Source organism: Yersinia rochesterensis (genome assembly GCF_003600645.1).
GTDB classification, from domain to species: domain Bacteria; phylum Pseudomonadota; class Gammaproteobacteria; order Enterobacterales; family Enterobacteriaceae; genus Yersinia; species Yersinia rochesterensis.
Window position 1 is genome coordinate 1966992 of record NZ_CP032482.1, and the last position, 14322, is coordinate 1981313.

The following is a 14322-nucleotide window of genomic DNA, read 5'->3' on the forward strand; positions in this document are numbered from 1 at the left end:
AACAAACCAGTCATCCAGCGGCATGCACCATAAGAAACTATAAGTCAATGGAAGGAGCGATGATGCTAGATTTTTTGTCTGCCACACTCTCGGGAAATCCACCACAGGTTACCGGCGGTGAAACTCCCAATCTTAAATGGCACTGGCTGGATGAGGGGGTGTTGATGCTGATACCCCACGGCAGTTATTCACAGTCAGTGGTGTTATCGGCAGGTATTCATGGAAATGAAACGGCTCCGATTGAGATTCTAAACCAATTGGTCTCAGATCTATTAGCAGGCAAATTTCCTTTGGCAATACGTTTGTTGGTCATATTAGGCAATCCACCGGCTATCAGGGCCGGAAAACGCTATCTCACTGCCGATATCAATCGCATGTTCGGTGGGCGTCATCAAAATTACTCACCTATTGATGAGGCTAGGCGGGCTGAAACTCTTGAACAAAGGGTGGGCGAGTTTTTTGCCGCCGACTTACAATCCACACGGCTACATTATGATTTACACACGGCGATTCGCGGTTCTTATCATACTCGATTTGGTTTATTACCTTATCAAACCACGCCGTATTCAGCGACCATGTTGCGCTGGTTAAAAGATAGTGAGCTAGAGGCATTAGTCATGCACTCCGCCGCAGGGGGGACTTTCGCCCACTTTAGTAGTGAATTTTGTCAGGCGGCAAGTTGCACTCTGGAATTAGGTAAAGCGCTGCCCTTTGGGGAGAATCAACTCGAACAATTTAGTTCTATCATCACTGGTTTGCGCGCATTGGCCGGTGGTAGACAGCTGCCGGGGCGTTCTAGCGGGGCAATAATATTCTACCGCGTGGTGAAATCACTGTTTAAGCAGCATGCAGATTTTAAACTGTGGGTGGCGGATGACACAGTGAATTTCACTCGCTATACGCAAGGGACATTGCTGGCAGAACAACTTAGTGAACATTATTGCGTTGAACATGAATACGAATGGATCTTGTTCCCGAATCCTGGGGTTGCGTTGGGGTTACGTGCTGGGATCATGTTGGTGCAGATGGATGAGAGTGAATTAAAAAAAATATAAATAAGGGCATATTACTAATACCGCCCTCGATAGTTACGCAGGGTAATATCACTTATGGGCGTTCAACTTAAGTTAAATTTAAAGTGATATGTCGGTTTTGATATTCAAAAAAGCTAACTATTAACATCAATAGCTCACTTTTCATTCACCAAATAAGAAAATATCTTATTCCATTTGCTATAAGTAATATGTCGTTTATTAAAACCCATCAAATTAACAAGCATACTAAACCCCTACTTTCTATAAACCTATCAAAGTCATTTATGTTTTTTTTCTTTGTTGCACCAAATTGGATATTAAACCCTTTATTTATTGTGTTTTAAATAGTCCATAAATTGCTTTGAATATATAAAAAATAGAATAGGAGTGTGATATCAACTCCATTTTACAAATCTAATTACTCAAAAGAACAAAAAAGAAACAAATTGAAATGACTTTGCACCAAAATGGTGCCAATGCACTCTTTTGGTTATATATAATTACCTAAAAATAAAGTTAATCAAAGGGTTATGGAAAGTTCCATAAAAAATATTTTGTTACAATTATTTACCTGCTTATACCTATATATCTTCAATTTTACCGTTTTAACTTTTCGTGCTTAGTGATAATGTTTCTTCGCTTTACAAAGACAGGTCACAATAAAAAATTAAAAGTTAACTTCGATGAGGCTAAAACATTAATTTAGCCCGCAGGTTAATTTTATTAAAATTTAAAGGAAAAATAATGATGAAGCGCAGTGTTCTGGCCTTAGCGGTCACCTTGAGTATCGTTCCTACTCTTTCAAATGCAGCGGAAATTTATAATAAAGATGGCAACAAATTGGATCTTTATGGCCGCGTAGCCGCTAAATACCTTTTCTCAAACCATAATAATGCTGATGATACTTATGTGCGTTTTGGTTTTAAGGGTGAAACACAAATCAATAGCCAACTGACCGGTTTCGGCCAGTGGGAATATAACGTTGCTGCAAAAAATGCAGAATCTCAGGGTGATAAAGGCAATAAAACCCGTTTAGGTTTTGCTGGTTTAAAATTTGCTGAATTCGGCTCTTTTGATTACGGCCGTAACTATGGCGTAGTGTACGATGCACTAGCTTATACTGATATGTTGCCAGAGTTCGGTGGCGACTCAATCGCTTACACCGACAACTACATGACGGGTCGTTCAACCGGTCTGGCAACTTACCGTAACTCTGATTTCTTCGGTCTGGTAAAAGGTCTGAATGTTGCAGCTCAGTATCAGGGCCGCAATGACGATGGCGATACCTCTAAGAATGAGCGCGCAATCCAGAAAGCTAACGGCGACGGTTTCGGTTTGTCTGTTGATTATCAAGACATCGAAGGCAGTGGTATCGGCTTCGCAGGTGCGTACTCTAACTCTAACCGTACCTTGGGTCAGAAAACTCTGGCTAACAGTGCTACCGGTGATAAAGCTCAGGCTTGGGCTACAGCGCTGAAATATGATGCAAACCAAGTTTACTTGGCAGCGATGTACGGCGAAACCTTGAATATGACACCATACAAGGCATTGATTGCGAACAAAGCCCAGAACGTAGAATTGGTTGCTCAATATCAATTCGAAAATGGTATTCGCCCGTCGATTGCTTATGTTCAGTCTAAAGGTAAAAACCTGGATGCAGTAGGAAGTGCTGATTTGCTGAAATATGCTGAAATCGGTGTGACTTACTACATCAATAAAAACATGTTTACCTATGTTGACTACCAGATTAACTTATTGAATGAAAACAATCCTCTGGGTCTGAGCACAGATGATACTGTTGCTGTTAACTTGACCTACCGTTTCTAAATTAACTTAAACTGCAAGTATTACCCTTTTCTGTGTCGGAAATAGGTGAATGAGAAAGGCGGGGTTATTCCCGCCTTTTTTGCATTTAAAATATTCAGATATAGACTAAATAATTCGAGTTACATGAAGACGGCAATGGCAATAGAGAGACAAATCTATCGGGGGCCGATTTAAACGCGGGTTGCAGTGGCCTCGCAGAGGCGAGGCCCATGGATGGATTGAGTAATGAGCTTGGCCAACGCACACACTGCTGGTGTATGACAGATATTATTGGGCGCGAAAGGATTAGTGCAAATCAGTGTTGATAATGTTGTTCGCCCCATGCCAGCATGGTATTGACTAATTGCTGGAGTAACGGTTGTAAGTGACCAGCACGTTCTGGCAAATAGGGGTAAGGCTCAGTTTCAGACATATAGTTTAACTGTGATAACTCGAGTTGTACCGCGTGTTGGTGGGCCTGTGGTAAACCATATGCTCTAGTTATATAACCGCCTTTAAAACGGCCATTTAATATATAGCTAAATGTAGTTTGTCGTTCGCAACATTCTATCAATTGCTTACTTAATGAGGGTGCGCAACTGGCCCCGCTGTTGGTTCCGAAATTCAAATCTGGTAGCTGTCCCTCAAATAACCTCGGGATAACTGAGGCAATCGAATGAGCATCAAGTAGTAATGCATAGCCAAATTTATCTTTAAGCCGTGCCAGCTCAAGTTGAAGCTGCTGGTGGTAAGGGCGCCAGATATGTAACAGGTAGGATTGACGCTCCTGCGGGGAAGGTGTTTTACCCGGCATAAAACAAGGGCGACCATCAAACAGTGTTTCGGGGAACAAACCCGTAGTTGCGGTGGTATATAGCGGCTGATCATCTTCTGCACGGTTCAGGTCGACCACTAAGCGGGAATAATGACCTATGACTACACTGGCACCCATATTATGGGCGAAATCATAGAGACGAGGAATATGCCAGTCGGTATCTGATAGGGGGTGAGCAGCATCGCTCAATCCCGCCTCAACGATGGGAGTCAATCGTGTTCCTGCATGTGGGATACTGATTAGTAAAGGCAGTTTCCCTGCCCGAAAACTTAACGGATCAGTTAAATTCATGGTCGGGTATCTCCTTTGAAAACAACAGTTACAGGTAATTGACCGCCAAGCCAGTAAGCCAGTTCCGCAGGACGTGATAATGGCCAATGGACCCAATTGGCTAATTTACCAGTCTCCAGTGTTCCCTGAGTATCTTGTAACCCTAGAGCTTGAGCCGCATGGCAAGTGACACCCGCTAGCGCTTCTTCCGGTGTCATACGGAATAATGTGCATGCCATATTGAGCATCAAACGCAGGGAGAGTGCGGGGGATGTTCCCGGATTGGCATCACTGGCTAATGCCATTGGTACATTATATTGGCGAAACAACTCAATTGGAGGACATTGTGTTTCTCGCAACAAATAATAAGCGCCCGGCAGTAATACCGCGACCGTGCCAGCATTAGCCATTGCCTGGACATCTGACTCAGTGGCGTATTCAAGATGGTCTGCTGACAGGGCGTTAAATTTGGCGGCCAGAGTGCTCCCATTTAAGGAAGAAAGTTGTTCAGCATGCAGTTTGACCGGTAAACCTGCTTGTTGCGCGGCTACAAATACGCGCTCAACTTGTGCAGGCGAGAATGCAAGGTGTTCACAAAAAGCATCAACAGCGTCGGCTAACTTTTCGTTTGCAACTTCGGGAATGATAGTGCCACAAACAAAATCAATATAATCATCAGCTCGACCCGCAAATTCAGGTGGCAGAGCATGCGCTGCCAGACAAGTTGTTTTGACCGTCACAGGTAGTAATTGACCCAAGTGGCGGGCCACACGGAGCATTTTCATTTCACTTTCAAGACTAAGGCCGTAACCGGATTTGATTTCAATGCAGGTCACTCCTTCAGCAAGGAGGGGTTTTATACGAAATAAAGCTTGCTCCAATAATTGCTGTTCGCTGGTATTTCTCGTCGCTTTTACGGTCGACACAATACCGCCACCATTGGCTGCAATGTCAGCATAACTCACGCCATTAAGCCGTTGTTCGAATTCGGCACTACGATCACCACCAAACACCAAGTGGGTATGGCAATCAATTAATCCGGGAGTAATCAGGCCGCCTTGGTAGGCAACCTCGCGTGAGGCATTGAGCATGGGTAATTCATTATAAGGCCCGATCCAGACTATTTTACCGTCAGTAACCGCCATTGCCCCTTGCGAGATCAGGTGATATTTCCCGCCACGCATAGTCACGATATCGGCACCGTACCACAAACTGTCACAGTGAATTGTTGACACCATCTGACTCCCCAAGATCTTCAGTATTAAGTTGTATATACAATCATGGACAACCTAGCGTATAAATTCACTATCGGCAAGATAGGGATTTAAACAATTGCGTAACACTTCGCAGTTCTCGAAGAGAAATAAAATTGATCAGGACGTAACGGTACCTTGTGGGGTAAAACGGCCATAGAGTTGATAGCGAGAGCCGGGGTAAAGCAGTTGAGCTGCAGTCACGATTACTTTTCCATACCAGGTTCGGCGGCGAATCAGTAAACAAGGTTCATGTTCATCTAATTGCAGTAGCTGGCGCTCAAGTAGATTTGGGATCACCGCTTCAACAATATGTTCACCTTCAGTTAACGGGGCAGCTTGGGTGAGGTAACTGTAAGGGGTTATCTGGTTGAAATCCTGTTTCATATAATCGGGTGCGGTGTTTGGATTGACACAACGATTTTCGACTTGAATGGGGATGTCATTCTCATAATGAACAATTTGCGAGTAGAACAGTTGCTGGCCGGGCTGAATACCTAGAGCAATCGCCTCTTCAGGGTTTGCTGGTCGCGCCTCTAACTGCAAAATTTTACTGCTGTGGCGATGGCCTCGCGCGGTGATTTCGTCAGCAATATTATGAACTTCAAGTAAGGCACTGTGCGCTTTTGCTTCAGCAACAAAGGTCCCCACGCCTTGCATACGGATTAGAAAACCTTCACTGGTGAGTTCACGCAGTGCTCGGTTGATGGTCATACGGCTGACCCTTAACTCTGCAACCAGTTCACTCTCCGAAGGGACGCGTTGGTGGGGCTGCCAGACTCCGGTTCTGATTTGGCGCATGATGGCCAGTTTAACCCGTTGATAAATTGGAGCAGGAGTATCGTCCATTGCGGCACTCAATTGTAAGGCCGCTTGTTGTTCTGCCACGACGTTAACCTCGTCAAATAAGAAATTTATATGCTAAGTCTACGGTTGAATTTAGCGTGTGTATATGTCTATACAAGTGAGTGATTTAATTAATTGACGCAGCTGCTGCCAGGCGCGTTTGACTCTAAACAAAATATTGGGATATCGCTATGCCAGTTTATTTTACCAAACGTGCTTTTTTACCTGATGGATGGGCGAATGACGTACAGATAACTGTCAATGAACAGGGGAACATTCAGCGCATTATGAAGGGCAGCAGTGATGCAGGTTGCCAGATGCTTTCAGGGCCAATAGTACCAGGCATGCCCAATCTCCATTCTCATGCTTTCCAACGCATGATGTCGGGATTAGCTGAGATTGCCGGTAATCCACAGGATAGTTTTTGGACGTGGCGTGATTTGATGTATCGGCTGGTGCAGCGATTGACACCGGAGCATATCGGTGTAATTGCCCGTCAGTTGTATATAGAAATGTTAAAAGGTGGCTATACCCAGGTCGCAGAATTTCATTATTTACATCACAGTATCGACGGTAATCCATACAGTGACCCAGGGGAAATGACATCGCAACTCAGCCAGGCTGCGCAGGACGTGGGAATTGGGATGACTCTATTACCCGTTCTCTACAGTTATGCCGGGTTTGGTGGTCAACCAGCCCAACAGGGGCAGCACCGCTTCATTCAAACTACAGAAAACTATCTCAAGCAGCAGCAAGTTATCAGTAAACAACTGGCGAATCAGCCCCTGCAAAACTTGGGTTTATGTTTTCATTCACTGCGTGCAGTAGAGTTAAGCCAGATGCAGGAGGTTTTACAGGCTTCTGATAAACAGTTACCTGTGCATATTCATATTGCCGAGCAGCAAAAAGAGGTTAACGACTGCCTGGCTTGGAGCGGACAACGGCCAGTGGCGTGGTTGTATGATAATTTAGAGGTCGATAGCCGTTGGTGTCTGGTTCATGCTACACATTTGGATGAGTCAGAACTTGTTAGATTGGCTAATAGTCAGGCTGTAGCCGGATTATGCCCAACAACGGAAGCTAATTTAGGTGACGGTATCTTCCCCGCAGTAGATTATTTGCAACACCATGGGCGTTGGGGGATAGGCTCTGATAGCCATGTTTCTTTGAATATAGTGGAAGAGTTACGGTGGTTAGAATATGGGCAGCGCTTGCGCGATCAGCGCCGTAATCGTTTGACGAATGAACAATATCCAGCAGTAGCGGATTTACTTTATACCCAAGCTTTAGCTGGAGGGAGGCAAGCTTGTGGCAGCAATATTGGTCAGTTAGCTGAGGGGTATCGTGCTGACTGGCTAGTTTTGGATGGCGATGATCCTTATATTGATGGCACAGAATCTGCTTCTTTATTGAATCGGTGGTTATTTGCGGGGGATAAATCGCAAATTCGGGATGTTTATGTGGCGGGCAATGCGGTAATAGTGGATAGATATCATCCAATGCAACAGCAAACTGCACAGGCTTTTCTGGCGGTACTAAAAGCCTGTCAACAGGAGGTCTGATGAGTTTTACCGTTTTTGATTTTGCTAGTTTGCCGGTTAGCCGATGGCGAAATGGTGGTGGTGAAACCCGCGAAATTGCCTGTTGGCCAGTCGGGGGAGAGGATTTTGCTTGGCGTGCCAGTATCGCGATGATTGAACAAGATGGCCCGTTTTCAATCTTCCCTGATATTGATCGGTCGATTACATTACTCTCTGGTGAGGGGCTGGCTCTCTCCAGCCCAGACTGGGAGACGCATACACTTTCAACGCCATTGCAACCTTTTGCTTTTCCAGGTGATATTCCTATTCATGCACATTTACTCGGTGGGACTAGCCAGGATTTTAATATCATGACCCGACGAGGCTGTTGGCAGGCTAGTGTGGTGTCAACTAGCTCGTTGCAAGAACTTCCTGCTTCACATGGTGGGCTGGTCTATGTGGTGAGGGGAAAATGGCTTATTAGCCACACTGAAACACACGAACTGACAGCTTCGCAAGGATGTTGGTGGCTACCTGCAATCAAAAGTGGTCAATTACAGCCACTGGTTACTAACAGCTGTCTTTTGTGGGTAAATCTATTGCCCGAACGATAATATTGAGATTTTTTCATTGTAAAAAATAGAGTTAATTAATTGTTTTATAATGATTATTAAATAAAATGGCGGAGTAATGACACAACTTTCATCGTGGTCATTACTCTATTATTTCCTTTCATTATTTTTCTCACCTCACCTCACCTCACCTCACCTCACCTCACCTCACCTCACCTCACCTATCTATTTCCTTTCTTTCACGAATGACATGCTGGCAGCTTTCCACTTGCTGAGTCTCATGGCTACTCTCATTGGTGCTCAAATTACCATCATTTGTTAGATCCCTGTCATAGTTTTGTTATTCTCTGCGTTCAAAATACACATTTCGGTTGTTTGGTGTTAAAAATTTCAATAATCTTAATTTTGAAATAAACGTTTAAAAAATAAAGGAGAGGATCGTTACAAGAATTGAAGAATACTATTCTATTGTTTTATATTACTTTTTTTAAAAATAAAACCGGGGATGGGGCGGTTGCATTCACGGGAAGCGCATTAAAATGTCTAAAATAGCGATTTTACACGGTACTGAACTAGGCACTTGTAAAAAATTATTTTCAATAAATAGGCATTGAGATGTTAATGCATTCCATTATTGAAGGATATAGATCATGACGCTGAAAAAAATCATTATTACCTCACTCGCTATCTGTATGCTGCCACTATGCACCTATGCTAAAGACCTTAAAATTGGTGTTTCCATGGCTTACTTCGATGACAACTTCCTGACAATATTGCGTCAGTCCATGCAAAATAAAATGAAAGAAGAGGGCAATGTTTCTGGGCAGTTTGAAGATGCAAAGGGAGATATTGCTCAACAAATTCAGCAAGTAGAAAATTTTGTTAGCCAAGGTGTTGATGCCATTATTCTAAATCCAGTTGATACTCAAGGCGTGAAGCCTATGATTAAATTAGCTGAGAAAGCCAAAATTCCATTAGTTTTTGTAAATCGTCGCCCGGAGATAACTTTGCCGACAGGTATGGCCTATGTGGGTTCTGATTCTGAACTTGCAGGACGCCTACAGATGGAGGAACTTGCAAAACTAATGGGTGGAAAGGGTAATGTTGTGATTCTTATGGGGGAACTATCGAGTGAGGCAACTCGTGACAGAACACGCGGGGTCGAGAAAGTCGCCGCTCAGTACCCAGATATTCATATTATTGATAAACAAACTGCAAAATTCTTCCGTAAAGAGGCCGTTGATGTCACGACTGATTGGATCCTATCCGGGCAGCAAATAGATGCGATTGCTTCAAATAACGATGAAATGGCAATTGGCGCTATTCTTGCTTTAAAACAGGCCAAGAAAAAAGGTGTTGTGATCGGTGGGATTGACGGCACGCCGGACGCACTTGAGTTTATTAAGAAAGGTGACCTCAATATCAGTATTTTCCAGGATGCCAAAGGACAGGGAGAAGGGGCTGTAGAGACCGCGATTAAATTGACGTCTGGTCAGAAAGTTGAAAGTAGCGTAATGATCCCTTATCAACTTATTACCAAAGATAACTATCAAGATTTCGCGAATAAAAACAAAAAATAAATAGAATTATTTTAGAAAGCTAGTCAATAAATAATACTCATGGAGTGGGGTGATATCTTTTCAAAATTAGGCTTATACGCAAAGATAATCTGTGTATTTGTTGTTTTTTATAGAAAGGTAATGCCGTATTTATTATTGTCAGATTAACAAATTCGGCACTCATTCCAAATAAAGGTATGGAGATGATGATATGTATCCTTACATTCTCGAGGCTGAGGGGATTAGTAAGCAATTTCCTGGCGTCAAGGCTCTGAATAAAGTGGGCATTAAAATAAAGCCAGGTAGTGTCCATGCATTAATGGGAGAGAATGGCGCGGGTAAATCTACATTGATGAAGTGTTTGATTGGGATATATCATCCGGATGAAGGCTCTATAAAAGTAAGAGGTGAGAAGATTACTTTTGAGGATACTTTAGATGCACTTCATGCCGGAATTGCAATGATTCATCAAGAACTAAATTTAGTACCACATATGACAGTCGCAGAAAATATCTGGCTAGGAAGAGAACCTGTTCACTATGGGTTAGTTAATCATGATTTACTGAACAGTAAGACACGAAATTTATTGCAATATCTTAATATAAAATTAAAACCTAACATGATAGTCGGCGAGTTAAATATTGCTAGCCAGCAGATGGTGGAAATAGCTAAAGCCGTCTCCTATGATGCTGATGTGTTAATCATGGACGAACCAACATCCGCCCTAACAGAAGGTGAAGTTTTTCACCTTTTTGCGATTATTAATGAATTAAAAGAACAAGGGAAAGGTATTATTTATATTAGCCATAAAATGGATGAGATTTTTGAAATCACGGATGAAGTTAGTATTTTTCGTGATGGTATGTTTGTTGCTACGGATAAGACTGAAAACCTGACAAAACAATCATTAATTACCATGATGGTGGGGCGTGAGCTAACTCATATGTTCCCCAAGTTTAATAACAATATCGGTGAGGAAGTATTAAGAGTCAATGGGTTGCGGCGTGAAGGCTTGTTCCGTGATGTTTCATTTTCAGTGAAACGAGGTGAAATACTGGGTGTAGCTGGTTTGGTCGGAGCAGGTCGCAGTGAAGTTATGGAAAGCCTGTTTGGTATGCATCCTGCAGATAGTGGCGAAATTTTTATTGAGGGCTTACCTGTCAATATCAGCTCCCCATCAAAAGCTATTGAACAGGGATTAGCTTTTTTGACTGAAGACCGCAAAAAATCAGGATTATTCCTTGTGCTGTCAGTGGTCGAAAATATGAGCATTGTTAATATCTCAGATTATATTAATAAAAGAGGCTTTGTTAGTCATGGGAAAATGGCACAAGATTGCATGGAGCAGATTAAAAAATTAAATATCAAAACCCCTACCATGGATCAAATAATTAATAATTTGAGTGGAGGGAATCAGCAAAAGGTTTTAATTGCACGTTGGTTGTTAGCCCAACCTAAAATACTTATTCTTGATGAACCTACTCGTGGTATTGATGTCGGAGCAAAATCAGAAATTTATCGTTTAATTAGTGAGCTGGCAAATCGTGGTGTTGCTATTATCTTAGTTTCTTCAGAGTTACCTGAAATTCTCGGTATGAGTGACAGAGTTATGGTCATGCATGGTGGACATATTACGGGAATATTAGATAAACAAGATGCTAGCCAAGAAAAAATAATGGCGCTGGCCTCTGAATAATTGTAGAAAGGTAATGATAATGAATAATGTAAAAATTGATAAATCACTGACAACTGGCTCGATAAAAGAACATTCATTCGTGGTCGGGCTAAAAGGAAAACTACCTAAAGACACCGGTATTTTTATTGTCATGATAGGTATTGCATTAATCTTTGAACTTTTAGGTTGGTTTATTCGCGATCAATCATTTTTAATGAACCCCAATCGATTGTTACTCATTATTCTGCAGGTGGCAATTATTGGAATTATTGCTGTTGGGGTAACTCAAGTCATTATTACTACCGGTATTGATCTCTCCTCAGGCTCTTTAATTGCATTAACTGCTGTCGTCGCCGCCAGCCTGGCGCAAACATCAGACAGTATTTCCCCCATGTATCCACATTTATTAGATTTACCTGCGGCAATTCCTATTACAGCAGGGATCGGGGTTGGTATATTATGTGGTTTTATTAATGGTTTTTTGATTACCCGTACAGGGATCCCGCCATTTATCGCAACATTGGGAATGATGGTTTCTGCCCGAGGACTTGCTCAATATTATACCAAAGGCAACCCAGTGAGTTTTCTCTCGGATGATTTTACGGCTATCGGGCAAGGCGCGATGCCGGTCATTATTTTCTTGGTTATTGCCATTATTTTTCATATTGCTCTGAAACATACCCGCTACGGAAAATATGTGTATGCCATTGGTGGGAATATGATTTCCGCAAAAGTCTCAGGTATTAATGTTAATAAATATCTGGTGTTGGTTTATACCATCGCCGGAGGATTGGCAGGTCTTGCTGGGGTTGTTTTGGCTGCACGAGTCAGTAGCGGACAATCGAGCATGGGTCAGTCGTATGAACTGGATGCCATCGCCGCCGCCGTGATTGGCGGTAGCAGTTTGATGGGGGGGGTGGGGCGCATTACCGGTACCGTCATTGGCGCGGTGATTTTGGGCCTGATCAAAAGTGGTTTTACTTTTATTGGTGTCGATTCATACATTCAAGACATTATTAAAGGGATTATTATTGTTAGTGCGGTGGCTATCGATATGCATCGAAATCGTAAAAAGCGTTAGTTATTCGTCGATAATACCTATTGATTGCCGGACATGTAATAATATAACATTACACATCCAGCAATCAGTTAGGAGTTATTCATGCCCAGAAAATTTCCCCATCTATCCATCATTACACTCAGTGTTTGCGTATCATTGATCAGCTTTAATTCATTTGCACATGGCATACATAGCCACGGACATGAGCATCAACAATCTGAAGCCGCGCGTAAAGCAAGTGAGGGTGTTTTTACCGATAAAGAGGTTAAAGACAGGCTACTCAGTGATTGGAATGGAGTCTGGCAATCTATTAATCCATATCTATTGAAAGGGGATTTAGATCCAGTTTTGGTCGATAAAGCGAAAAAGAATAAAAACAAAAAAATTGAGGAGTACAGAGAGTATTATAAAAAGGGCTACGCTACAGATATCACTATGATTGGTATTGAGAATAATACTATTGATTTCCATACCCCTGAAGCAGTCAACTCCTGCCAATACAGCTATTCCGGCTTTAAAATCATGCACTATGAATCTGGTAAGAAAGGAGTGCGTTATCTATATGAATGCCAAGATGCCCACTCTAAAGCGCCTAAATATGTCCAATTTAGTGACCACATTATTGAACCGCAAAAATCCCATCATTTCCATATTTACATGGGTAATGAGTCACAAGAAGAACTGCTTAAAGAAATGGATAACTGGCCGACTTTTTACCCGATAACTTTAGATAAAGATGATATTGTCCACGAAATGTTACATCACTAAGGATGTAAAAAAGCCGAGCAGGTGAGTTGCGCGGCTTTAGTTTATTTGTCTCGGTAGTGAGTTCGCGATGATTAATTTTTTGCTAGTTCGCATAAGGCACATTTGGGTTTATTTCGTGTGAGACTTCCGCTTTGGTGCAACATGGGTAAAAAGGAATTTCCCTCTTCAATAGCAGCGGCCAATTTGCTGGTATTATCTCGGACTTCACTTAGAAGCGTCAGTTAGGCTATGCCAACCAATGGCTGCTGCCTGCGGATTACTCTGATATGTGATGTATGTAGAACTAATTTTCATTAAAATTGAAATGTTGTTTTACTAGTGCTATGTTCGCTATAATTAAGCCAAACAACTATCCAATGAATTCTATTTCATTGACCTAATCGGAGAGAACATAATGAAAATTGCACTGATGATGGAAAACAGTCAGGCAACTAAAAACGCGATAATTCTGAAAGAGCTGAACACCGTAGCCTCGGAAAAAGCGTACCCGGTATACAACGTAGGTATGAGTGATGAGAATGACCATCATCTGACTTATATCCATCTGGGGATTATGGCCAGCATTCTGCTTAACTCTAAAGCAGTCGATTTCGTGGTAACGGGCTGTGGTACTGGCCAGGGTGCAATGATGTCATTGAATATTCATCCTGGTGTTGTATGTGGTTACTGCATCGATCCAGCGGATGCTTTCCTGTTTGCTCAGATTAACAACGGTAATGCGCTGGCACTGCCATTCGCCAAAGGTTTTGGCTGGGGTGCTGAACTGAATGTGCGTTACATCTTTGAGAAGGCTTTCACTGGTGTGAAAGGTGAAGGCTACCCACTGGAGCGTAAAGAGCCACAAGTGCGCAACGCGGGTATCTTGAACCAAGTGAAAGCGGCAGTCATTAAAGAAAACTACCTGGATACACTGCGCGCTATCGACCCAGAATTGGTGAAAACAGCAGTTAGCGGCGAACGCTTCCAGCAGTGTTTCTTCGACAACTGTCAGGTTGAAGAAATCAAAGCATTTGTGAAGCAAATTCTGGCGTAATGATTGCTGGATGTAATGTTTGAAGTTAATGCCAAAAAACAAGGCTCCTAAACAGGAGCCTTTTGTTTATCTGCAAGAGTACAAAGCCATA

12 protein-coding genes are annotated in these 14322 nt (G+C 42.5%); 9 read left to right on the plus strand and 3 right to left on the minus strand.

Going from position 1 to position 14322, the window contains the following annotated elements; all coding sequences use genetic code 11:
* The first annotated feature begins 62 nt into the window (after positions 1-62).
* Complete coding sequence (gene astE / locus DXZ79_RS09240) at positions 63-1055, plus strand: succinylglutamate desuccinylase (RefSeq protein WP_038633502.1); 993 nt, start codon at positions 63-65, stop codon at positions 1053-1055.
* A gap of 723 nt (positions 1056-1778) precedes the next feature.
* Positions 1779-2861: a porin gene (locus DXZ79_RS09245; RefSeq protein WP_038633499.1), complete on the plus strand. Its 1083-nt coding sequence runs from the start codon at positions 1779-1781 to the stop codon at positions 2859-2861.
* A gap of 295 nt (positions 2862-3156) precedes the next feature.
* Here the strand turns inward: DXZ79_RS09245 and hutG are convergent, their stop codons facing one another.
* The 3 genes from hutG to hutC form a co-directional block, all read right to left on the minus strand.
* Positions 3157-3966: an N-formylglutamate deformylase gene (gene hutG, locus DXZ79_RS09250; RefSeq protein WP_038633496.1), complete on the minus strand. Its 810-nt coding sequence runs from the start codon at positions 3964-3966 to the stop codon at positions 3157-3159.
* Positions 3963-5183, minus strand: coding sequence for an imidazolonepropionase (gene hutI, locus DXZ79_RS09255; RefSeq protein WP_038633493.1), 1221 nt, complete (start codon positions 5181-5183; stop codon positions 3963-3965). The genes hutG and hutI overlap by 4 nt, the downstream gene beginning before the upstream one ends.
* A 135-nt stretch (positions 5184-5318) precedes the next feature.
* Positions 5319-6086: a histidine utilization transcriptional repressor HutC gene (hutC, locus tag DXZ79_RS09260; protein WP_038633490.1), complete on the minus strand. Its 768-nt coding sequence runs from the start codon at positions 6084-6086 to the stop codon at positions 5319-5321.
* A 149-nt stretch (positions 6087-6235) separates the two neighbouring features.
* On the opposite strand from hutC, the gene DXZ79_RS09265 reads away from it, so the two are divergent.
* From DXZ79_RS09265 to DXZ79_RS09295, 7 genes are all read left to right on the plus strand, one after another.
* On the plus strand, positions 6236-7606 hold the full coding sequence (locus tag DXZ79_RS09265) for a formimidoylglutamate deiminase (RefSeq protein WP_038633487.1): 1371 nt from the start codon (positions 6236-6238) through the stop codon (positions 7604-7606).
* The gene (locus tag DXZ79_RS09270) at positions 7606-8178 is read left to right on the plus strand and encodes a HutD/Ves family protein (RefSeq protein WP_038633484.1); all 573 of its coding nucleotides are present in this window, start codon (positions 7606-7608) and stop codon (positions 8176-8178) included. Before DXZ79_RS09265 ends, DXZ79_RS09270 begins: the two co-directional genes overlap by 1 nt.
* Positions 8179-8786: 608 nt before the next feature.
* Positions 8787-9716, plus strand: coding sequence for a sugar ABC transporter substrate-binding protein (locus DXZ79_RS09275; protein WP_038633482.1), 930 nt, complete (start codon positions 8787-8789; stop codon positions 9714-9716).
* 190 nt (positions 9717-9906) lie between these two features.
* Positions 9907-11391 carry a sugar ABC transporter ATP-binding protein gene (locus DXZ79_RS09280; RefSeq protein WP_038633479.1) on the plus strand — a complete coding sequence of 495 codons (1485 nt, stop codon included), beginning with the start codon at positions 9907-9909 and terminating at the stop codon, positions 11389-11391.
* Positions 11392-11410: 19 nt separating this feature from the next.
* Entirely contained in the window at positions 11411-12451 is a 1041-nt protein-coding gene (locus tag DXZ79_RS09285) for an ABC transporter permease (RefSeq protein WP_038633476.1), read from the plus strand.
* A gap of 81 nt (positions 12452-12532) precedes the next feature.
* Positions 12533-13198 carry a metal-binding protein ZinT gene (zinT, locus tag DXZ79_RS09290; protein WP_038633472.1) on the plus strand — a complete coding sequence of 222 codons (666 nt, stop codon included), beginning with the start codon at positions 12533-12535 and terminating at the stop codon, positions 13196-13198.
* 394 nt (positions 13199-13592) lie between these two features.
* Positions 13593-14231 (plus strand): RpiB/LacA/LacB family sugar-phosphate isomerase, encoded by a 639-nt coding sequence (locus tag DXZ79_RS09295; RefSeq protein ID WP_038633469.1) that lies wholly within the window; start codon positions 13593-13595, stop codon positions 14229-14231.
* Positions 14232-14322: the final 91 nt, after the last annotated feature.

Coding starts and splice junctions, on each gene's coding strand:
- astE (WP_038633502.1), top strand. CDS start 63: ATGCTAGATTTTTTGTCTGCCACACTCTCGGGAAATCCACCACAGGTT.
- DXZ79_RS09245 (WP_038633499.1), top strand. CDS start 1,779: ATGATGAAGCGCAGTGTTCTGGCCTTAGCGGTCACCTTGAGTATCGTT.
- hutG (WP_038633496.1), bottom strand. CDS start 3,966: ATGAATTTAACTGATCCGTTAAGTTTTCGGGCAGGGAAACTGCCTTTA.
- hutI (WP_038633493.1), bottom strand. CDS start 5,183: ATGGTGTCAACAATTCACTGTGACAGTTTGTGGTACGGTGCCGATATC.
- DXZ79_RS09265 (WP_038633487.1), top strand. CDS start 6,236: ATGCCAGTTTATTTTACCAAACGTGCTTTTTTACCTGATGGATGGGCG.
- DXZ79_RS09270 (WP_038633484.1), top strand. CDS start 7,606: ATGAGTTTTACCGTTTTTGATTTTGCTAGTTTGCCGGTTAGCCGATGG.
- DXZ79_RS09275 (WP_038633482.1), top strand. CDS start 8,787: ATGACGCTGAAAAAAATCATTATTACCTCACTCGCTATCTGTATGCTG.
- DXZ79_RS09280 (WP_038633479.1), top strand. CDS start 9,907: ATGTATCCTTACATTCTCGAGGCTGAGGGGATTAGTAAGCAATTTCCT.
- DXZ79_RS09285 (WP_038633476.1), top strand. CDS start 11,411: ATGAATAATGTAAAAATTGATAAATCACTGACAACTGGCTCGATAAAA.
- zinT (WP_038633472.1), top strand. CDS start 12,533: ATGCCCAGAAAATTTCCCCATCTATCCATCATTACACTCAGTGTTTGC.
- DXZ79_RS09295 (WP_038633469.1), top strand. CDS start 13,593: ATGAAAATTGCACTGATGATGGAAAACAGTCAGGCAACTAAAAACGCG.